The sequence below is a fragment of the Helicobacter sp. T3_23-1059 genome (assembly GCF_053654515.1).
Window position 1 is genome coordinate 1 of sequence record NZ_JBSIUV010000040.1, and the last position, 19,255, is coordinate 19,255.

Genomic DNA, 19,255 nt, shown 5'->3' on the forward strand with positions numbered 1-19,255 from the left:
AAATCTTTTGGCTCGGCATAGCGAATTTCTATGTCATTCATTTATTTTTCCTTATTCTTTTTTGCGCTTCCTTGCTTAGTGTGATAATATCTTTACCTGCATAGATGGTATCATAGAGCGTATTATCATTGTTTGCTTCTTGTATTTCTTGGTATTTTTTAATGGCGTTTTGCAAGTTTTTCTTTAGGTTTAAGAGTTTGAGCTTTTCGCTTGCTTTAAGGCTAGACGAGAGAGAATCGATTGCTCCAATGCTTTGGCTTGTCTCGCTATGTTTTCCATCTCGTCTGCTAATTGCTCTGCTTTCCGCGCTCTTTCCTCGGCTTTCCACGCTCTTTGCTGCTGTTCTAGATTCCTCTGTATCTCCTCCTGTATCGTTTGCGATGCTTTGGGATTGTTGTCGTAAGCTGCTACTATTTCCATATCTAACAATAGCCATAAAGGCACTTCCGCTAAGTCCTTTATACTCGCTGTTGGCAATACTTCTATCAACTCTCTTATATCCTTTAGTGGCATTCTGTTGCTGATTTGTGGCTCTTGTGCTGTCATTGTCTAGCTACTGCATTTTTGCTACAAGCATTGTAGCAAAATCTTGTTTGTTTTGGTGCATTTCTTACCTGCGTCTATTGCGTCTTGATATGGCTTGACTTTTGGTGTTTTTTGTAGTAGTATTGTTGGTCGAAGCGCGTGAGCTGCTATCTAATTCTACACTTAGATTATCTCTAGGAGCGTAGAAGCGTCCATCGGGCGTTAGCACACGCACTTCATTGCTTGGAGTAAAATCTTTGTTGTCTATCAATTTGCCACGCTCCTTGTAACAAGTCTTAAACTTCAATTCGTTTGCACTCTTTCTTATGCTTTCTACCACCACATAATAACCATTGACTTGAATTCCGCTTAACAAAAGATTAACATCATTAACTTTTTTGATAGAATACAAATCTGCTCCATTAACAATAGTTGTAAATCGTGCAATGTCTTGCAGTGTTATTGGCGTTTTTTTGCTACATATTGCAAGATTTGAATTTTTACCGTGCCTCTTAATTGTGTGTGCTACCTTATCGCCACGCAAAGTCTGCATAATAGCCTTGCTAGTGTCTAATCCTATGATTTTAGCTACTTCAATATTGAAAAAATCATCAATGTAGATTTTTTCATTCGTATAAATTATGTTTTGTAGCAGGCTATCTGTAATGTTTTCTTTAGATATTTTTTGTAGCATTTCTTACCTGCGTCTATTGCGTCTTAGTCTAGAGTGCTCCTCTTTTAGCTCATCTAGTTTCATAGATTTTATCTCTCTTATTGTTTCAAACCTAGGGGGAGTTTTACTTCTTATCGCTGATATATTTGCCTTTTTTTCATAATTGCTTAACATTTTTCTAAATGCGTTTGATTTAGATTCTATGGATTTTAGCAAGTTATCTATGCGAGATTTGCTCGCCTCTATGGCTATTTGTTCTTTTTGTTTTTCTAGTTCTTTTTGGGCTAGATATTCTTGCCTATCTTCGATGACTTCTAAATATTCGCTAATTGTTTGTTTGCGTGGCAAGAGTTTTGAATCCATTTCTATGTATGCAGGTTTTGCTTTTGTATTAAGCGCGGATTCTAAGCTGTCTTCATAGCCATTATTTATAATAATATTGCCGATGATTTGTTCTGCTTGTTTGGCATTATTGCCTACAAATTGGATATGCGTAGAATTTATTTCTCTATCTTGTAAATGAATCTCTACTACGCCCTCTATACCCTCGCTACTTAGCGCATTTTCGATTTGTTTTTTTATGGAGTTTAATGCTTCTCTTTCTATGGGTAGCCACCGCGCCCAAATATTTGCAGTTTTTACCTCGCCTTGTTGCTCTAAATACGCAAGTATATGCTCCCTTGCTTCTTTTGCCCCTGTGTAAGTAAGATTTGGGTCTTTGCGCTTTTCTACGATATTTTTAATGAGTTTTTCAAATAATTCTTTAACAGAATAATCACTAAATAGTAGCACCGCCTCCTGCGCCTCTCGCAATAGGGAGTCTGAGCGCGAGCTTCTAGCTTGTTGTATCATATTATCGCCTATGGCGTCTGTTTTGTGTATGTGGTGTATTTTTATTTAGATTATTTTGTTTTTCTTGTTTTAATGCGCTATTTATGATTTGGTCTTTTACGCTTACTTCATTTATTACATTTGAGACATCAAATTCTTGTATGCAGTTTTTTAGCCAAGTAAATTTTTGTCCTAATTCCTCCATAATCGCGGTTATATGATAATCCTCTAGCGGTGTTTTAGAAATATAGCCCGAATATTGCCTGTGTATAAAACCTCTATCCTCAAAGAATTTTTTTATCATAGAGTAAGGCAATCTAGTGCTATCGGGGAATATATCCCTTAATTGATTAGTATCTAAATCAAAAATTATGTATTTGATATATTTTTGCTCGTTTTTGTCTATTCCCATATTCCATCTCCATATCTTTTTGCTGATTCTACGACATTTGTATAAGGCACTTCATTCATAAGCCACAACCATTCTTTTACATTGCGCGTGATTGCTTCGTTTTTGACTACATTATTATTTGTAAAAATCCCTAAGCGCGATAAATCATTTTTATCGCCCTTGCCGACATAGTTGTATTTATCTTGTTTGATTAAATCTGCTTCTTTAGCGATTTCATCTAAATACGCATATAAATCCTCTAGCTTATACTTGCCCTCACGCAAGATTTTTTCCTCATCTAGCACGATTCTTACACTTCTTACGATTTTTTGATTTGCTGACATTGTTTATTCCTTTTAGTTGGATTAAGGCAATTGCATTACTTTGATAAGGCAATTATATCATATTATCGCCTGCGAAGTTTTTTAATAGAAATTGGAGGTTTTGGAATGTGCGTGCTGTCTATTTCTATAATATTTTTCTCATACACATTTTTTGGCATTGGTTTTAATGTAAGATTTTTATCAAATAGCATTTTTTCAAAAAAACTGCGCAAATAGGTAGAATCAAAACCTATATTTTGCAATGGATTAGTATAAGAATCCAGCACTAAAGCATTTCTAAAATATTTTGAATTGTCTTTAAAAATGTCATTATTAACTTGAAATCCCATACTTTGTAGCATTCTTATGATAAAAACTGCTGTTGTGCGAGTATTTCCCTCCACAAATGGGTGAATTTGCCAAATATTAGAGATAAATTCTGCTGTTTTTTCAATGATATTATTTTGATTTAATTGCTTAAAATCTTGTTTATACTGCTTAAAAAGCAGTTCTAAATTCTGCTCTATATCTTCGCTATCTGCATATACTACGCTATCACCATTAAGTATAGGTTCTCTTTTAGAAATATTATATGTCCTAAATTTGCCTACAAATTCTGCCAAATTGCGTGAAAAAAGCCCCTTAAAAAGTTTTCTATGAATAGTCGCAAGGGCTAGATGAGAGAAGGTAAAGGCATTAGTATTGATTAGCTCTGCAATTCTTTGGGATACTATATCGCATTCCATCATAGATTTTATGCTAGGATTTGATAAATCCTGCGTTGCATAATGTTTTTGCAGTTTTTTTGCAAGCTCATAATATGTTTTGGATTCATTTACTGCTTTATAAAAATAATCAGAGGGCTTTAAATCATCTACTTCATTAAGCCCTACACCTATTTCTAGGCTTTTTATATCGTATTTTGATTCTATGCGTTCAAACTCATCATATTCCATAAGTATGTCCTCTTATTGCTAAATCATCTAATAGAGCCGTCTTATCGCCTGCAGATTTTGGGTTTTGCAATAGGCAGATTGTGATTGTTTGTATTTTGTGTTAAAAATTTTGCATTTTGAATCTCATCAATGTTTTGTAAGATTTTATCCGCATAATCACAGACAATCTCTATATCATTTCTTTCTATTAAACTATGCTCCTCCGCTTCTATCATAAGTTGCGCATTTAGTTCATCTTTGCCACTATACATTATTTTTGTAGCTATGTTTGCTAGAGTCTTGTCATCAAAGCATTGTGGATATTTTTCAAGCAAAAAACCTATGTCGTAAAAATCTCTTATCTTATCTCTTTGACAAAAAGCAGTAGATTTTAAATCTACAAGCGTTTCTATGTCATAGACATTTACTCCATTTATTGTGGAATATTTTAATAGATTATTTCGTAGTCTTATTTTATCTCGTCCACTTATATCAATCTTTAGCGGATAAATACCTAAATCTGATTTTGCACCATAATCAATAGTCAGCCTTAACGATGAATCAGTGATTTTTTTCTCATAAATCTGCCAAGAATTAAAGTCTTTGTGTTTTTTTAAGCATTTTGTTATGTCCATATTGCTACTAATGCTATCAAAATCTAAATCCTCGCTATATCTATCTAATCCATAATAAAATCGTAATGCTGTGCCACCTTTTAGGATAAAATTATCACCAACATAGCCTAAAATCTCTTGCATAAAGGCTAAGCGTTGTATTTGATAATCTTTAAGCATTGTTTTTGTCCTTTAGATAAAGCGAGGCAAGCTCTAGTTTTATAAAATTTTCTACATTTTTTGTTTGATTGATAATTTTTAAATAGCTAAAAAGCTCTTGTTTTTCCTCATCATTTAGAAAATCTCTAGCACAATAACGAAGCTGTGCAGTTTTGTCCAAATACACCAAATCAGCAATAGCTCTAGCATAACTTGCTACAAAGTGCGATTCTTGCAAAAATGGGATAAACCGCTTTTTGATTCCAAGCATTTTTAGTGGAGAGTTTTCATCGTATTGATACATTTCAGTAGGTTTAAAATCCTTAAAATACACATTAGAATGCCAATCGGCAATATGCCCTTGTTCGCTTTGAATATTTAGAGCTTGCCACCCTGAAATATATTGCATTATTATTCCTTTTAACAATTTGAAAACATAATCGCCTTGCTTTGATAAGGCAATTATATCATACATTATCGCCTGCGGATTTTGGGTTTTTGTTGTAAAATCTGCTCTTGTTGATAGCACATCTTAGATACCAAAAACTTAAAATAATCGTTGCTCCAAATTTTTAGCCCCTTCTTGGTTTTTTGTAAAAATCCTTACTTCACTGATGGCTTGTTTAAAATCAATCTCATCAATTTTTGCAAAAAGCAGCTCCTGTATATATTCAATGTTTTGCTCTCTAATGTGTCCTGCAAAATCATATAAGCCATTAAAAAGATATTTATGAATGGCTTGTAGCCCCTTTGTTGTGCCTACTTCGATTTTATCTATCTCACCACTTTGAAATAATCTTTTTGCATTTTGCAAGGATTGTGCATCAAGTTTGGTCATTGTTTTCCTTAGAATTTATAAACCCATATTCGCATATATTGCCTATACCTAGATACTTTGCCTTTAAGCAACCTGCTGTTTCTTTTGAGATTTTATAACCATATTGCGAACCATTTATCGAACCATAAAGCTCCATATACAAAGAATATTCAGGTTTGTTTGATTCTACATTACGATACGCCTTTAGTGCATTTATGTTTTTTTGAATTGACATATATTTCCATTTTGTGCTCCTATAATTTCTTTTTTGGTGGCAAAATCTCACTTACGCGACTTTTGCGAATCTCTGTAAAGGTAGATTTCTTTTCTTGCGAGTCCTTTTCATTAGGCGTTACTTTGGAGTTTGTTTGAGCGATATTGCGAGTAGCAGGGGTTGTAAGCGTTTTTACAACTTCGTGATAGTCTTTTTGCAGCGTTGCTAGATTTTGAGATAATTCTGCATTTTTAGTCTTAAAATCTTTTAGCATTGCTTCTAGCTCATCGATTCGCTTTGACATAAGCGCGTTTTCGCTTTGCAAAGATTTTTTATCAATAATTAGTTCTTTATTGCTTTGCTCAATGGTTTCTAGCATTTTTTCACGCTTTTGTAATGCTTGATTTTGGGCTTCTAGCTCACTCTCGCGCTTTATAAGTGTTTTGTTTTCGTTTTTTAAGTCATTATTTTCTTTTTGCAAAATCTCATTAGTCTTGTTTAATGCACTTATTTCGTTTTCTTGTTTTGAAATAAGCTCATCACTAACTAAAATTTCTTTTTCTAATTCTTCTTTTTCTTTTGTGTGTGTTTCTTCTATTTCCTGTATTGTGGCTTTGGTTTGTGCTTCTAAATTTTCAATAGTCTCTTCCATTTTTTCTTTTAATAGCCGTAAATCATTTTCTTTTTGAGCTATGGTAGATTTTGCATTATAAAGAGAATCTTCTCTTTTTGTAATTTCTATATCTTTTTGGGCTATGGTTTCATCTCGCTCATTGACTGCTTTTAGGAGGTTTGCAATAGTTTGCTCCTTTATTGCTATTTCTTGCAAATCCCTACTAAGATACACGCTTGCCATATTTACAGCGTGTTCTTCTCTATATTTTTGTTTTAGCACATTTAATGCTTCTAGTATGCCTATGCCTGAATCTATTTTTGTACGCAACTCTTTATAGATTCCCATCGCGACTTCTTTGCCATACGCCATTCTTTGTTTTAATTTCTCTAACTCTTTTGCTTCATAGTCTTGCAGGGTAGATTCTATGTTGTTGTAGTCGATTTTTACACTTGAAGTTGCTTCTTTTGTGATTTCTTCATAAGTAGATTCTGCTTTTAGGGATTGCCTTGTTTGCGTGTTTTCTTGCTTTATTTCTTTTTTGGCAAAATCCGCTATTTTTACTTCATTTTCAGGCTTTATAATATTTTTTGCTTCTTTAGATTTTGCAGTTGCAATTTGTAAAATCTCCTCTGCGCTTGCTTTTAGCTCTTTGGTATCGTTGCCTGCGGTGTAAGTAAAGCTAAATTCTGTATTTGGCAACGCAATATCTTTTAACACGCCACTTATGATAAAGTTATTATCTTTAGCGGATTTAAAGTTATCTGTAAGCGTGATTGATGGCTTTGCTTTGCAAATTGCTATGCGCTCGCCCTCATTCATCATTCCGCGCCTATTATACACATACACAAGCTTGTCTTTTTCCTCTGAGCGAAAATCAATAAATGAGCGTGAACTCATTTGATAAAAACGATTTTTTATTTCCTGTTTGACCTCTTGGGGTTCTCCGCTTAAATCAATCTCTAATTTCATATAATCATCATTTTCTAAGCTAGGCAAATTTCTGTGTTTCATTGCAGCGCGAAGCAAAAAATTAAACTGCCCTATGCTTTTGCCTGTTGCTTTAATAAAACCATTAAAACAATCGCTTACCACCTTATGCAACTGCTCAATATTATTCACATCCCAATTATAATTAAGTCTAAAATTTTGCATATATTCCATATAGTCAGTGTCGCTACCATTCCAAAAATTTCCAAAAGTTGTGTTTGGGATTTGATATAAATTTGCGATATTCATATCGCTAAAATCCGCTTTTGTTTGGTGTAGTTTTATCATTTCATTCTCCTTGTTTTTGGTTTGGATTCTGCTTCTTGCGCACTAGATTTGTTTTTGCGATTCTCACGTAAATACTGCGCTGCTGAAACCTTGTTTTCAGTGTTATCTGCGCGAGGTTTTGGCATTGCGTTTAGCTTCTTGCGAGTTGCTTGGGTTTTTGCACAAAAATCAATAGCAAGATTTGCTCTTTCTTGTATTGTCTTTTGGATAGATTCTAGCCACATATCAGGCAAATTAAATTCTTTGTGTTTGGTAAATTCAAAGGATTTTAGTTTTTCTAGGGCGGGGATATGTCGCTCTCGCACAAATCTTTGCATTTGTTCATTAAAACTAAAACCAAAATATGATTTTTTATGTGCCAATACTTCTTGTATATTGCCTAATTCTTTTTGTTGCAAATAATTTATCATTGAAAATCCATTATCAAATATAGGTGCTGGGCGTAAAATCTCATTGGTGTTATTGTCAATTATCATTCCAAAATTGCCTAAATGCCTATCAGAGTTGCCAATAAGAGAATCAAAAAGCATTAAATCTGCCATTTTATCGCTATTATAGGTTTTTGTGATAGATTCTATTTTTTCAAATCTATCCTGCTTGTTAAAATCCCTATCTACAAAATGACTAATGGATAAATATCCCTCATTTTCATTAGTAAAAAGCGGGCAAGTGCTTACAACTTGTCTGTGAAATTCCCTCAAATCATAGGGTGTATGCTCAAAACCTAATGCTTTTGCAACTTGTGCCATATAGTATTCGCTATATGGCTCTTTACCTCGATTGATTTCGTGTCTATTTGAACCCTTATAAAGATAGATTTGTCCATTTTCTCTATGCCAACATTTTTTTAAATTTCCCTCTGTTGTATATTCAGGCGAGCTAGTGATTCCGCTTACTTTATGAGAATTTCCATTAAACGCTACTAAAGCTAATGCTTCATCAAATTTATTTGCATACAAATTGTATTTATTCCATTCATAATTAGAATCTGCAGGAATTATCCAATAAGAATCATTAAGAGATAATGCTAGAGACACCCTTACATAATCCATAAATTCTTCGCTTTTGTTGTCTTGTTTATATGTGGCAACTATTTTTTCGACAAATGCCCTATTTTCAGGGGCTTTTCTATTGTATATCCACGATTTTAAATTCTGTTCTACATTGTCTGTTTTTATGCCTATTGGCAACATTTTATTATCAAAAATATTTATTTTGGCAATATTTGAAACAATGACTTTACCTGTATTTTCAAAATCTTTTTGAATAATGGTAATCTCAAATTCTAAGACAACTTTGTCTTTATTTTTTAGTAGATATTTCATTTGAAAACTCCATTTGGTGCTACTTGTAAATCAACCTGTTGCCAAATATGTATGAATTTGAATTCCTTTGTGGTGTAAAAATTCACTCCTGTGAGATTTAGCAGATATTTTGCATTAAATTTTTTTAGATTTTTGATTTTGGTGTTTTGGTCATCATAGATTGGTTTTTTATCTGTTTGGATACTCTCAATCTCTTTTAATGCCTTACAACTAGCACTATTGTCGCAGTTATTGGCATTTGCTAAAATAAGCAAAAAAGTAAATAATAGCATAAGTCTCATCTTTTATTCCTTATCTTTGATTTGGATTGTATGGCTTGACTTTCAATAATGATTGTGCTATGATTGTCCAAATTAGTGGGAGATGGCACAGTAGGGAGTGCGGCGTTGTTGATACGCTTTATGTGTGGTTCGATACCACTCCCCACTAATTGATATTTGTTTAAATCATCTTTTAATACCTTTCTAGTTGTTATTATATAATTTCCGAATTTATCTACATTAAAATGAAAAGTTACTACTTTATTTGCATTTAGTTTTTTTGCCAAAAAAAAGTTTTTATGCTCCGTATCTATGTATGCCCCCTTAGCACTTTCAACAATTAGTGGTAATTGCTTGATTATGTCTTTTTCTACGCTTTGATTATATTTTGCTTTACGCTCTGGTCGGAAATGATGTAAATCATTTTTTCTAAGGTATGTTTTGGTTGCTTTGTCAATTCTTAGTAAATGTATCAAATCTTGGGATATGTCTGCTACATAAATAATATTTTGTGCTTTTTTTAATTTTTGCATATCACCACTCAACACATCATCTACAAAAATTTCATACTCTTTTTGCGTAATTTTTTTAAGTTTTTGAATCTCAGTGTTTTTTAATATTGTATGTGTTTGCAAAAACGCTACTGCTACGACTTTTTTCTCTGAGCGAGGTTTTGGCATTGCGTTTAGCTTCTTGCGAGTTGCTTGGGTTTTTGCACAAAAATCAATAGCAAGCCTTGCGCGTTCTTGTATTGTTGTTTGGATAGATTCTAACCACATATCAGGTAGATTAAACTCTTTATGTTTGGTAAATTCAAAGGATTTTAGTTTTTCTAGGTTTGCTATGTGGCGAGGTTGAGTAAAAAGTCTTATTTGTTCATCAAAACCTATATCAAGTTTTGATTGATACTTTTTGATAGATTCTCTTATGTTGTTTAGCTCATTTTCACGCAAAAAATTCATCATTGAAAATCCATTATCAAATATAGGCGCAGGGCGTAAAATCTCATTGGTGTTATTGTCAATTATCATTCCAAAATTGCCTAAATGTCTATCTTTGTTGCAAATAATTCCATCAAAAAGCATTAGATTTTGAAACGACTCTATGCCATATACATTTGATAATGAGTCAATAGATTCTAATCCTCTTGTTTGTAGAGATTTCTTATCTAGTAAGTAATAAATAGCCATATATCCCTCATTTTCATTGGTAAAAAGCGGGCAGGTGCTTACAACTTGTCCGTGAAATTCTCTCAAATCATAAAGTGTATGCTCAAAGCCTAATGCTTTTGCAACTTGTGCCATATAGTATTCGCTATATGCTTCTTTGCCGACATTAGATTGTTTGTAATTCGCATTTACACAACCTTTGTAAAGATAGATTTTATTATTTTCTCTACGCCAACATTTTTTTAGCATTCCATTTGTGGTGTATTCAGGTGAGCTTGTAAATCCATTTGCTTTGTGTGAATGTCCGCTAAAAGCGACTAATTCAAGTGCTTTATCAAATTCGTTTGTGTAGAGATTATAGTTTTTCCATTCATAGTTTTGATTGGCTGGGACTATCCAAAAAGAATCATTAAGTGATAACCCTAATGATATATCAATATAGTCCATAAGCCCCTCTCTTTTGTTTGTATGACTATATGTTGCGATAATTTCATCTATAAATTCCCTATTTTTAGGGGCCTTGCGTCCATCTATCCATTGCATAAATGAATCTATTAAATGTTGTGAATTGATATTTTTTGGCAGCAAAAATTCATTTACAATTTTTATGTTACTAATCTCATTTGTATAGGTTTTTTCTTGCAATGCTTGAATAAAAGATTCTTTCGTGCTTACTTCAAATTCTAAGACAATCTTATCTTTATTTTTTAGTAGATATTTCACTTGAAAACTCCATTTGGTGCTACTTGTAAATCAACCTGTTGCCAAATATGTATGAATTTTACTTCCTTTGTGGTGTAAAAATTCACTCCTGTGAGATTTAGCAGATATTTTGCATTAAGTTTTTTTAGATTTTTGATTTTGGTGTTTTGGTCATCATAGATTGGTTTTTTATCTGTTTGGATACTCTCAATCTCTTTTAATGCCTTACAACTAGCACTATTGTCGCAGTTATTAGCATTTGCTAAAATAAGCAAAAAAGTAAATAATAGCATAAGTCTCATCTTTTATTCCTTATCTTTGATTTAGATTCTGCATTGTGTGTGGCTTGATTTTCGTTAGTATTGGATTTTTGGAGTATTTTTAGATTTTTTGGCAAAGTGAAGTAACTCTTTGAAAAACTATCTGTTTTCTTTACTAAACAGCTCAAAGAACAAAGTTCATCAATTTCTTTTTGTGCTGTTTGTAAATCTATTTTTGCAATTCTGCTGTATCGTTTTGCACTTAGTTGTCCTCTAAAATCCTTAATGCCGATGTCTAGTATTTTGTTTAGCACTTTTTGTTGATTGTTATTCAATTTTAAGTGTCTAAAATTATCCCAAAATGTTGTTTTATATATAAGTTTTTCTATTTTTTCAATTCCATTTTGCATAGCTAATTTTGTCATAGATAAATGCCATTCTAACCATTCTGTAATATTGCAATTTGCATTAAAGCGATTTGTTTTTTCTAAAACTTCATAGTATGCTTTTTTGTGCCTGTTAATTTCAGCTGATATAGAATACAACTTTATATTTTTATTTGGCAACAAATAATCAGCGATAGCTCTAGCAATTCTGCCATTTCCATCATCATAGGGGTGAATGATAACAAACCAAAGATGTGCAATAGCACTTCTTATGTATGGATTTATTGAATTGTCATTGCAATAATGCAAAAATGCTTCCATATCTTTATGGATATTTTTTGCAGGAATTGCTTCATAGTGTATTTTTTCTCTACCTATTGCGCCAGACACAACCTGCATTTTATCGACTCTAAATTTAGCTATATTGATTTTATGCAAACCGCTATAACCACTCTCAAACAGACAATTATGCCATCCGTGCATTCGTTCAATACTTAAAGAATTTTTATTTAGATTTGTGTCTAGCAAAATACTTGCATAATTATCGCTTTGTCTTGTTGAATGCTTATCAGTCATAAAATCAAACTCTTTATCAAGTTTTTTTCTAAGCGAGCTTCTTACGCTATCTCTTTTTAAAATTTCCCCCTCGATAGAAGCAGAATTGACAATCTCATCTGTTAGGGCGTTAATTTCTGATTCTAGTAAAATTGGAGTAAGATTGTTTTGTGAAATAATTTGATTTAATGTTTTGTTATGCTTTGAAATATCAAATAACAAAACATTTACGCATTCCCTATGCGCCTCATCAAAGTAAAAATGTGGGTATTTTTCGCTCTGCCAAATCCATTTACTGCCCATTTTTACTCCTGTTTTGTGCCTTTCAATGTTGCCGCAGTCGCTTCCATATCAATATACACCGCTAGTAGTTTTTTGTATTTTTCATATTCAAAAGCTAGTTTTTTTTCTTTCAAGGCATTTGCTTTTGATAGATTAGCTATGTTTTTAGTGTGTTTTTGTTTGTTTTTTGCCTGTTGTTTGATTTGTGCGGTAACGCCTTTAATCTCTGTGTATTTTGTAAGAAGCGTGCCTGTAATATCGCCTGCCACATCAGTCCCTAATTGTGTAATATCGCTTGTCGCATCACTTGAGTTAGAACAGCTGCCATACACTCCATAATTTGTAATTACGCAACCACCAGCACTAAACACCAAACTATGGCTTACCAATAATGCTACTAATGCTGTTGTTAGTTTTATCATTTATTTTTCCTTATCTTAGATTTCGTTTGTGTATCGCGCACACTCACTCTAGAAATCTCGCTATGTGCGCTTGTGCGAGATTTATCTGCGCGATATTTTTCAGTTTTTTCTGCGCTAGGTTTAGGCATTGCGTTTAGCTTCTCGCGAGCGGATAGTAAGTTAGACTTTTTAGATTCTCTCTTTGCTATTTTTAGGCATTTATTGTGGCTTTCTAGTAGTTTTTTACTAAATCCTGCAATATCGTGTGTATGTGGTATATTCCTTAGTTTTTCTATATATAGTGGGTATTTTTCCAAATAAATATGTTGTATTTCTTCTAAGCTATGTTTTACTTTATCAAAATCTAATCCCAAATTATTACAAGATTTTCTAAAATAGCTTATTTGGATTCCATCTATATGTCCTTTTATCGTTAGAACACACTGATTTTTGCCTAATGTATCAAATTTACTTGCTGATTCAATAGCATAAATATTTAAAATATCATATATAGGACTTAATTCAAGGTTGCTGTTTTTAAACAAAAACCCAATATTTTTCTTATGTAGGTCATTATTATATAACAAAGCATTTGCATAAATAAACTTTAAAAATTGCATTTTTTGTATTGAATCTAGCCTATCTTTTAGAAATGTGCTTATTTCTTCTATTGAACCTTTGTATTTTTCTTCTTCAGTGTGTTTCATAAGTGCATTTAGTGATATTTGTGGCAATTTATTGCCGTCTTTATCAATGTCAAATCGTTTTATGAGATAGTGATATTCCTTGTCATATTTTTCATAAGCTAACGCATTAAAAGGCACTTCAAATCCAAATTCTTTCATAAAACTAACATTTAAATGCTCATTAATTGGCAACTTAAAAAATCTTGCGTGATTTGGTTTAAGAATAAAATCTCCATAGCCAATTTTTATGACATTATCAATAATATTGACTTGCAATTTATGTTGATACCCACTTAAAGATAGGTTTTGAATATTTTCTTGTTTTGCATCCATTGAAAGTTGTGGGTGCAATAAATTATAAGTTATATCTACTTTAGCATCTAAAATATTAGGGAATTTAGATTCTACTGCAAGATTTGACATAATAGGCTTATCAAATTGTGTTTTATTTGGCGAAGTAGAAAAATCAAAATCCCCAATAGTGTTTTTAAGATATGGCAAAAGCTCAATAGGATTTTTGGCATTAAAACTATTTAGCATAATTTGCAAATCAATGCCCTCTGGCAAAATATCAGTAATTTCACTTACCTTGTCATTGGCTAAAGCATAATCGCCATTTTCAAATAAATAATATTTGCCCTTTTCTACTTTGCCATAGAGCTTTTGTTGCCTATAAATATAAGTTACATTTGATTGGCTATGATTTATAGCTGATGACATAAAGTATCCTTAATGCACTTTTTTGATTTGCATTTTAGCGCATTTTATTCCTATGCTTAAGAGGCTTATTTGTTTCTTTAATGCCTTTGGCAATAGAATCCATTTTGCTAGTTAGGATTGCATTTTTGCTTGCTTCTTTGTAAATCTCTTTGCTAAGTCCTTGTTTTTTGATGTTATCGCTTACATTTTCTCTTACTTTTTGAAATTTTTGAAGCAAATCATCAAGCATTTTCACTATTGCTGTCTCACTCATCAAATCTTGGGCTATGTTGATTCTCTCTCGTGATTTAGCTTGTTGCTCGCCATCTTTATTTTTTGGCTTCATAGCCCTTAGCTTGTCTAGGTATGGAGTTTTGCTTGCTACATTTTTTGTAGCAGAGTTTGTTAGTGTTTCTGTGGCTTTTTTTCTTAGCTTATTTGCTGCGTATGTTTTTAGTGCTGTTTTTGCTGCTACTGCTATTATTGGTGCTGCCATTTGTTGCTCCTGTATTTTGGTTTTTGGTAATCAAAAAAAGACATACAATTATGCCAAAAATCACTAAGAAGTTAATGATATTTTGTGCGCTATTGCTTTTTTTGGGTTGATGTTGATTTGCTTTGATTGCTTGCAAAATTTCCTCTTTCATCGCTTTTTCACGCTCTAGCGTATCATCTTTGATAAGTTTGTCAATATAGACAAAATTATCATCGCTAGTTTTTGCACTAGATTCTGCCTCCTGCGTTTTTACGCTTTTTTCTACATTATCCATTCTCTCTTTTAAGTCCATCGTATGTTCTGCGAGATTTTCAAAATCTTCAAGCAAATTATTGCACGCGTTTGATAATAACTCTATGCGCTCAAATAGTTTGGTGTCTTGTGTTGCCTCTTGCTCTATTGCCTCTTGGTAATCTTGTTGTATTTCATCAATCACGCTACATTCTCCTTTTCATTTTGGGATTGAAGTTGTTTAAATCTCTTATACTCTGCCATTAGCGCAAAAAAATGCTTCTTAGGCATATATCTTGTGATTGGCAAAGGTTTTTGAATGTCTTTGCCCTCATAAGTGATTTTTTTTGCCTGCTTCTTGCAAAGAGTTTTCTGCCTGTGCTATTGCTTTATAAAGCACACCATCGGCTAGCACTAGCATTTCGCCATTATTCATAGCCACGATGTCATTATGCTCAAAAGCTGGCAATTCTTTTGGGCTAAAACTTTGTTCTGTGCCAATATGCCCCCAACTCCAATCTTTTTTCTCTGTGTAGGCTTTTTCCATTACTGTGCGTTTAGGTGCAAAATCTTGGTAAAACTTCGTAGATTCTGGGTCTGTGCATTTCATTATAATGTGTGTGCCTATCATACCCATCGCTTCTTGTCGCTCGCTACTTTGTCCGCTAAGCATTTTGCCGACTATATCAAGCTGTGCAAAAGATTGAAAAATAAGCCATACAGAGATGCCTAATGCGCGAGATTTACTCATAAGCCTACCAAATCCCTCTACAATGTAGCTTCCCACTTCATCAAGCATACATACAAAAGGAATATCAGGATCTTTTGCTTTTCTAGCTTTTTCATCTGCTACGCCTTTGATTAGTCCTAAGATTAGCTTACCTAGCTCTTTTGGTGTATCATCGCTAGCCATTGTCGGCAGGGTTACAAATATGATTTTGTTTCGTTGCACTGCTTCCCACATAGAAATATCAGGCGTTTGAGTGTTAAATACTTTTCCATAGTTAGATTTTAGGTTTGTTACAGGGTCGCGCCACGCTTGTGCGCTCATTGAGGCGTCATACACACCTTGTAAATCTACATTTGTAGCTTCTTTGCGGACTTTGTCTGCAAATTCTTCGCTAGTATCGCTTAAAAATTTATCGTAGGGTAGGGCGATAGAGCCACTTACAAATTGGATAAAATCCTCAATATCTCCATATTTTTTAGCATATTTGCGATAAAACAACGCCTATTCTACGAGTTTTACTAAAGTCAAATACTCTGCTAAAATCCCAAAATCTAGCTTTAATCCCTCATAATCACGCTTCCAAACAAGTAATTTTAAGATACATTTCATAAATTCTTTTTGTTTGGCTTTCCATTCGTTTTCTTCGCCTTTTAGTAGGCTTGAGAGAATCTCAAATATCGCTATTGCACTACCGCTAAGTAAAGGATTTACGGTATGTGTATTATCCATATCTAAAAAATTGATATGGTAAAAATCATCTTCTCTACCATAAGCTGCTGCCACACCGTAAATCTCTTTTGCAAATTCTGCTGTGCCTTTACCATCGATAAATAATCCACCACCGCCTAAAATCATAATTTGTTCTATCATTCCTTTCATAAGGACTGATTTACCACCGCCTGTGGTGGCTAAAATCACGCCGTGTCGCTTAATTATCTCTGCATCAAATAGTAAAGGTTTTACCTTGTTTCCTTTAGCTCTACCACTTTTTACCGCATCACCATAGAATTTTTACCTGTGTGCCTATGTTTAGCATATATCGATTTTTTGGTATGTTTTCTACAAGGCGAGAATTTTCCTCGCCATCGGGTTTTGGTCGCGGACTTAGCCAAAGCCCTAAAATCAAAAGAGAACACCAGCAAAAAAGTGATATACATACCTGCAAACTATCCATAAATACACTTATAATGCCTGTTACTACAAAGCAGTAAAAAACAAAACGCAAAAATTCATCTTTCATTAAAAGAGAGTATAATCTCTCTTTTTTCAACGAAAAAACAATTTCTTGGACTTCTTTGTGCACTCGCACTTTGTGGTCATTGCTTGCCATTATTCAAACTCCTCATATTCTTGGTTTTCATCGCTAGATTCTGCAAAATCGTTAAAATCATCATTTTGCGTGTGAGTGTCCTCTACTTGTGGTAATTTGTCTCTAAATTCCAAATATGCATAAAGCAAAGCTGCTCCTTTGCGGCTCATGCTATTTAAATCAATATTATTCAACGCTCGCACTAATTGCCTCTCAATATCGCGCTTTGCTAGCACTTCTAAACCTGCTACACCGATATTTATGTCTTGTGTGTAACTCTCCCACAAATCAAGCAAAAAATACTCTACAAAATTGCCATTTTTCTCTAAAACTTCCTTAAAATCTAAATCATCAATTTCTTTTTCTGTGGTAATTTTTTTTAGTCTTGCAAAAATCGTGTTGTAAAGATTAAATTGTGCTATGTCATCTATTTTACTTATTTTTGTTAGCTCTAAATTCTCATAATCTAAAAACACATTAGCACTTAAAAAACTCTCGTTATGTCCCTCGCCATATTTGCGTTGCCATACACCAGCTTGTAAAAAGCTAGCTTTTTACAAAATGTCTCTATTTCTGCGCTAGTGTAGGGGAATTTATCGGGGTCGTTGTTGTCTTTTTGGTAGGCTTGCTCGATTTGGCTTAGGATATTATCTAGCACCATTGCATTTTCAACTTCTTGTTTGATTTTTAGCTTGTTTAGGTAGATTTCAAACACGCCTTTTGCCATTTCTACGCTAGGCAGTAAAATGAAAAATAACTCATCAAATCGCCCGCGTCTTAGTAGCTCGGGATTATTATCTAGGATAGAATTTAGATTGTTTGCAGTAGCAAAAAAGATTGCATCAAATTTGTATTCTGCTGCGGGAGTGTGCATATCATTTAGCACGGTCAAAAGCCTGCCTAGCATTCGTTTTTCTACCGCTTCGGCATTGCCTATCATTTTTTCGATTTCATCGATAAGCAGGACAAATCTTTCATCGGGGTGGTTTTTGTGTCGCTCGGTTAAATATTCAAATACAGAATTTAGCTTATCAATAGGCTCTTGAGCCTCCATAATAAGCGTTAGATTGAGTTGGATTAGAAGTTGTTTTTGTCTCGCCTGCAAAGCATTTGGGGAAAAATGTCTTGCCTGTGCCGGGCACACCTACTAAAAATATGCCTTTGGCGCGAAATCCTTTGGATTCTGCTACTAAAAGTTCGCGTGTAAAAACTTTTAGCGTTTGTGCGCCACCGACATCTGCAAGGCTAAAAGGCGAATCAATCACGCTTAAGCCTAATCTAGTTTCTAGTGCTTTTGATTCTGGCACACCTGCTTGCTGCTCCTGTGTCGTAAGCACACCAAATTTGTTAGGAAGTTGTTTGATTACAAAAAGTGAGCGTAAATGTTTAGGTGGATAATATGGTGCGATATAGCCCATTTTGTGCGTAGTCAAATGATTTTTTATGTCTGTTTCATTTGGCACAGGGACAATATCGCTTAAGTCAAATTAAGATTTTAAAGACTCTAAATCTTGGTAGTAAGCACAATCCTCCGCTACAAACCATATCATAGCCCACCTCCTTGTGCGCTATGATATGCGTTTTGTGCTAATGCGTTTTGTGTGTGATTTTGAAGTTTTTTGAAGAAATTAAGGTTTTTAAGGCTTATAGAAAGGGAATATAACCCCACCCCGCAACAGCATTATGGGAATTTATCGTGTTTTTGTGCTATGAGGTTAAATTTTGATAAAATTTTGTTTTTATTGTATGCCTTAAATCAATTTAATCATAGCAAGCAACAATCCTGCTATGGCGATTTGCGCGGTTACAAGCCATTTTAGCAAATCGTATTTTAAATCGGCAATATCTTTTTTAGTTTCTTCACGCAATAGCACAATATCCTTTTGGGTTGCCTCTCTTAAGTTTGCAATATCCTTTTGGGTTGCCTCTCTTAAGTTTGCAATATCCTTTTGGGTTGCCTCTCTTAAGTTTAACAAATCTGCCTTTGTTGCAAGATTATCCACATTGATATGATTTTGGATATTGTTTTGTTCAAAAAGTGAATCAGCAATATCTATAACACTTTCTTTGATTTGTTCCCTATTTTCGCTAGGGATATTAGCAAAGTATGTACCGATAAAATTATCGATTAAAATTTTAGTGCTTTTACTGACTGTTGTCATTGTTTTTTCCTATTTTTGCCTAAAATTTAAAAATTGCTATAAGTATGCCTATGGCTGCAACTACCACGCTTAATGAAGCTATTTGTATTCCTGCAACCCATTTAAGTGTGGTGGCTTGTGTTTTCATAATTGTATCTTTTAATTCTATTTTTAAGTCAGACATTTCTAACCTAATCTCTGCTATGTCGCCTTTGACTTCGGCGCGTAAGTCGTTGATTTCTTGTTTGAC

27 protein-coding genes and 1 pseudogene are annotated in these 19,255 nt (G+C 33.6%); all 28 read right to left on the reverse strand.

The genetic code is table 11. The features are described 5' to 3' along the window. Nucleotides 1-37: 37 nt before the first annotated feature. Nucleotides 38-436 carry a hypothetical protein gene (locus ACWIX0_RS10045; protein WP_454173872.1) on the reverse strand — a complete coding sequence of 133 codons (399 nt, stop codon included), beginning with the start codon at nt 434-436 and terminating at the stop codon, nt 38-40. 174 nt (nt 437-610) lie between these two features. Beyond that, nucleotides 611-1,219 carry a PBECR3 domain-containing polyvalent protein gene (locus ACWIX0_RS10050; RefSeq protein ID WP_454173873.1) on the reverse strand — a complete coding sequence of 203 codons (609 nt, stop codon included), beginning with the start codon at nt 1,217-1,219 and terminating at the stop codon, nt 611-613. A gap of 3 nt (nt 1,220-1,222) precedes the next feature. After that, nucleotides 1,223-2,050: a hypothetical protein gene (locus tag ACWIX0_RS10055; protein WP_454173874.1), complete on the reverse strand. Its 828-nt coding sequence runs from the start codon at nt 2,048-2,050 to the stop codon at nt 1,223-1,225. A 1-nt stretch (nt 2,051) separates the two neighbouring features. After that, the gene (vapD, locus tag ACWIX0_RS10060) at nt 2,052-2,441 is read right to left on the reverse strand and encodes a VapD family protein (RefSeq protein WP_454173875.1); all 390 of its coding nucleotides are present in this window, start codon (nt 2,439-2,441) and stop codon (nt 2,052-2,054) included. Beyond that, nucleotides 2,432-2,764, reverse strand: a complete 333-nt coding sequence (locus ACWIX0_RS10065; protein ID WP_454173876.1) for a hypothetical protein — start codon at nt 2,762-2,764, stop codon at nt 2,432-2,434. The genes vapD and ACWIX0_RS10065 overlap by 10 nt, the downstream gene beginning before the upstream one ends. 62 nt (nt 2,765-2,826) lie before the next feature. Continuing rightward, on the reverse strand, nt 2,827-3,699 hold the full coding sequence (locus ACWIX0_RS10070) for a Fic family protein (RefSeq protein WP_454173877.1): 873 nt from the start codon (nt 3,697-3,699) through the stop codon (nt 2,827-2,829). Between the two features lie 41 nt (nt 3,700-3,740). After that, nucleotides 3,741-4,472 carry a nucleotidyl transferase AbiEii/AbiGii toxin family protein gene (locus ACWIX0_RS10075; RefSeq protein ID WP_454173878.1) on the reverse strand — a complete coding sequence of 244 codons (732 nt, stop codon included), beginning with the start codon at nt 4,470-4,472 and terminating at the stop codon, nt 3,741-3,743. Next, on the reverse strand, nt 4,465-4,860 hold the full coding sequence (locus tag ACWIX0_RS10080) for a hypothetical protein (RefSeq protein WP_454173879.1): 396 nt from the start codon (nt 4,858-4,860) through the stop codon (nt 4,465-4,467). The genes ACWIX0_RS10075 and ACWIX0_RS10080 overlap by 8 nt, the downstream gene beginning before the upstream one ends. A 264-nt stretch (nt 4,861-5,124) precedes the next feature. Next, nucleotides 5,125-5,289 (reverse strand): annotated as a pseudogene (locus ACWIX0_RS10085) (protein adenylyltransferase Fic); the annotation flags it as partial. Continuing rightward, nucleotides 5,276-5,503 (reverse strand): hypothetical protein, encoded by a 228-nt coding sequence (locus ACWIX0_RS10090; protein ID WP_454173880.1) that lies wholly within the window; start codon nt 5,501-5,503, stop codon nt 5,276-5,278. The gene ACWIX0_RS10090 and the pseudogene ACWIX0_RS10085, both read right to left, overlap by 14 nt. Nucleotides 5,504-5,522: 19 nt before the next feature. Then, nucleotides 5,523-7,373 carry a hypothetical protein gene (locus tag ACWIX0_RS10095; RefSeq protein WP_454173881.1) on the reverse strand — a complete coding sequence of 617 codons (1,851 nt, stop codon included), beginning with the start codon at nt 7,371-7,373 and terminating at the stop codon, nt 5,523-5,525. After that, a complete protein-coding gene (locus ACWIX0_RS10100; RefSeq protein ID WP_454173882.1) occupies nt 7,370-8,698 on the reverse strand; it encodes a HipA domain-containing protein in 1,329 nt (442 codons plus the stop codon). The genes ACWIX0_RS10095 and ACWIX0_RS10100 overlap by 4 nt, the downstream gene beginning before the upstream one ends. After that, nucleotides 8,695-8,979 (reverse strand): hypothetical protein, encoded by a 285-nt coding sequence (locus ACWIX0_RS10105; protein WP_454173883.1) that lies wholly within the window; start codon nt 8,977-8,979, stop codon nt 8,695-8,697. Before ACWIX0_RS10105 ends, ACWIX0_RS10100 begins: the two co-directional genes overlap by 4 nt. Further along, nucleotides 8,976-10,850, reverse strand: a complete 1,875-nt coding sequence (locus ACWIX0_RS10110) for a hypothetical protein (RefSeq protein WP_454173884.1) — start codon at nt 10,848-10,850, stop codon at nt 8,976-8,978. The genes ACWIX0_RS10105 and ACWIX0_RS10110 overlap by 4 nt, the downstream gene beginning before the upstream one ends. Beyond that, nucleotides 10,847-11,131, reverse strand: coding sequence for a hypothetical protein (locus tag ACWIX0_RS10115; RefSeq protein WP_454173885.1), 285 nt, complete (start codon nt 11,129-11,131; stop codon nt 10,847-10,849). The genes ACWIX0_RS10110 and ACWIX0_RS10115 overlap by 4 nt, the downstream gene beginning before the upstream one ends. Then, nucleotides 11,128-12,333: a Fic family protein gene (locus tag ACWIX0_RS10120; protein WP_454173886.1), complete on the reverse strand. Its 1,206-nt coding sequence runs from the start codon at nt 12,331-12,333 to the stop codon at nt 11,128-11,130. The genes ACWIX0_RS10115 and ACWIX0_RS10120 overlap by 4 nt, the downstream gene beginning before the upstream one ends. 2 nt (nt 12,334-12,335) lie before the next feature. Then, entirely contained in the window at nt 12,336-12,734 is a 399-nt protein-coding gene (locus tag ACWIX0_RS10125; protein WP_454173887.1) for a hypothetical protein, read from the reverse strand. Further along, nucleotides 12,731-14,119: a HipA domain-containing protein gene (locus ACWIX0_RS10130; RefSeq protein ID WP_454173888.1), complete on the reverse strand. Its 1,389-nt coding sequence runs from the start codon at nt 14,117-14,119 to the stop codon at nt 12,731-12,733. Before ACWIX0_RS10130 ends, ACWIX0_RS10125 begins: the two co-directional genes overlap by 4 nt. Before the next feature lie 34 nt (nt 14,120-14,153). Beyond that, nucleotides 14,154-14,594 (reverse strand): hypothetical protein, encoded by a 441-nt coding sequence (locus ACWIX0_RS10135; protein ID WP_454173889.1) that lies wholly within the window; start codon nt 14,592-14,594, stop codon nt 14,154-14,156. Beyond that, nucleotides 14,533-15,030, reverse strand: coding sequence for a hypothetical protein (locus tag ACWIX0_RS10140; protein WP_454173890.1), 498 nt, complete (start codon nt 15,028-15,030; stop codon nt 14,533-14,535). The genes ACWIX0_RS10135 and ACWIX0_RS10140 overlap by 62 nt, the downstream gene beginning before the upstream one ends. Nucleotides 15,031-15,156: 126 nt before the next feature. Next, nucleotides 15,157-16,053, reverse strand: coding sequence for a type IV secretory system conjugative DNA transfer family protein (locus tag ACWIX0_RS10145; RefSeq protein ID WP_454173891.1), 897 nt, complete (start codon nt 16,051-16,053; stop codon nt 15,157-15,159). Nucleotides 16,054-16,056: 3 nt separating this feature from the next. Beyond that, nucleotides 16,057-16,491, reverse strand: a complete 435-nt coding sequence (locus ACWIX0_RS10150; protein WP_454173898.1) for a helicase HerA domain-containing protein — start codon at nt 16,489-16,491, stop codon at nt 16,057-16,059. Nucleotides 16,492-16,552: 61 nt separating this feature from the next. After that, nucleotides 16,553-16,885: a hypothetical protein gene (locus tag ACWIX0_RS10155; protein WP_454173892.1), complete on the reverse strand. Its 333-nt coding sequence runs from the start codon at nt 16,883-16,885 to the stop codon at nt 16,553-16,555. Beyond that, the gene (locus ACWIX0_RS10160) at nt 16,885-17,340 is read right to left on the reverse strand and encodes a hypothetical protein (RefSeq protein WP_454173893.1); all 456 of its coding nucleotides are present in this window, start codon (nt 17,338-17,340) and stop codon (nt 16,885-16,887) included. The genes ACWIX0_RS10155 and ACWIX0_RS10160 overlap by 1 nt, the downstream gene beginning before the upstream one ends. A gap of 8 nt (nt 17,341-17,348) precedes the next feature. After that, a complete protein-coding gene (locus tag ACWIX0_RS10165) occupies nt 17,349-17,918 on the reverse strand; it encodes an AAA family ATPase (RefSeq protein WP_454173894.1) in 570 nt (189 codons plus the stop codon). After that, on the reverse strand, nt 17,896-18,327 hold the full coding sequence (locus tag ACWIX0_RS10170; protein WP_454173895.1) for a hypothetical protein: 432 nt from the start codon (nt 18,325-18,327) through the stop codon (nt 17,896-17,898). The genes ACWIX0_RS10165 and ACWIX0_RS10170 overlap by 23 nt, the downstream gene beginning before the upstream one ends. 288 nt (nt 18,328-18,615) lie before the next feature. Then, complete coding sequence (locus tag ACWIX0_RS10175; protein WP_454173896.1) at nt 18,616-19,026, reverse strand: hypothetical protein; 411 nt, start codon at nt 19,024-19,026, stop codon at nt 18,616-18,618. A gap of 19 nt (nt 19,027-19,045) precedes the next feature. Further along, a partial coding sequence (locus ACWIX0_RS10180; RefSeq protein ID WP_454173897.1) for a hypothetical protein occupies nt 19,046-19,255 on the reverse strand: 210 nt, incomplete at its 5' end.

Coding starts and splice junctions, on each gene's coding strand:
- ACWIX0_RS10165 (WP_454173894.1), bottom strand. CDS start 17,918: ATGGAGGCTCAAGAGCCTATTGATAAGCTAAATTCTGTATTTGAATAT.
- ACWIX0_RS10175 (WP_454173896.1), bottom strand. CDS start 19,026: ATGACAACAGTCAGTAAAAGCACTAAAATTTTAATCGATAATTTTATC.
- ACWIX0_RS10050 (WP_454173873.1), bottom strand. CDS start 1,219: ATGCTACAAAAAATATCTAAAGAAAACATTACAGATAGCCTGCTACAA.
- ACWIX0_RS10100 (WP_454173882.1), bottom strand. CDS start 8,698: ATGAAATATCTACTAAAAAATAAAGACAAAGTTGTCTTAGAATTTGAG.
- ACWIX0_RS10120 (WP_454173886.1), bottom strand. CDS start 12,333: ATGGGCAGTAAATGGATTTGGCAGAGCGAAAAATACCCACATTTTTAC.
- ACWIX0_RS10065 (WP_454173876.1), bottom strand. CDS start 2,764: ATGTCAGCAAATCAAAAAATCGTAAGAAGTGTAAGAATCGTGCTAGAT.
- ACWIX0_RS10080 (WP_454173879.1), bottom strand. CDS start 4,860: ATGCAATATATTTCAGGGTGGCAAGCTCTAAATATTCAAAGCGAACAA.
- ACWIX0_RS10090 (WP_454173880.1), bottom strand. CDS start 5,503: ATGTCAATTCAAAAAAACATAAATGCACTAAAGGCGTATCGTAATGTA.
- ACWIX0_RS10070 (WP_454173877.1), bottom strand. CDS start 3,699: ATGGAATATGATGAGTTTGAACGCATAGAATCAAAATACGATATAAAA.
- ACWIX0_RS10045 (WP_454173872.1), bottom strand. CDS start 436: ATGGCTATTGTTAGATATGGAAATAGTAGCAGCTTACGACAACAATCC.
- ACWIX0_RS10155 (WP_454173892.1), bottom strand. CDS start 16,885: ATGGCAAGCAATGACCACAAAGTGCGAGTGCACAAAGAAGTCCAAGAA.
- ACWIX0_RS10055 (WP_454173874.1), bottom strand. CDS start 2,050: ATGATACAACAAGCTAGAAGCTCGCGCTCAGACTCCCTATTGCGAGAG.
- ACWIX0_RS10135 (WP_454173889.1), bottom strand. CDS start 14,594: ATGGCAGCACCAATAATAGCAGTAGCAGCAAAAACAGCACTAAAAACA.
- ACWIX0_RS10105 (WP_454173883.1), bottom strand. CDS start 8,979: ATGAGACTTATGCTATTATTTACTTTTTTGCTTATTTTAGCAAATGCC.
- ACWIX0_RS10075 (WP_454173878.1), bottom strand. CDS start 4,472: ATGCTTAAAGATTATCAAATACAACGCTTAGCCTTTATGCAAGAGATT.
- vapD (WP_454173875.1), bottom strand. CDS start 2,441: ATGGGAATAGACAAAAACGAGCAAAAATATATCAAATACATAATTTTT.
- ACWIX0_RS10130 (WP_454173888.1), bottom strand. CDS start 14,119: ATGTCATCAGCTATAAATCATAGCCAATCAAATGTAACTTATATTTAT.
- ACWIX0_RS10095 (WP_454173881.1), bottom strand. CDS start 7,373: ATGATAAAACTACACCAAACAAAAGCGGATTTTAGCGATATGAATATC.
- ACWIX0_RS10125 (WP_454173887.1), bottom strand. CDS start 12,734: ATGATAAAACTAACAACAGCATTAGTAGCATTATTGGTAAGCCATAGT.
- ACWIX0_RS10115 (WP_454173885.1), bottom strand. CDS start 11,131: ATGAGACTTATGCTATTATTTACTTTTTTGCTTATTTTAGCAAATGCT.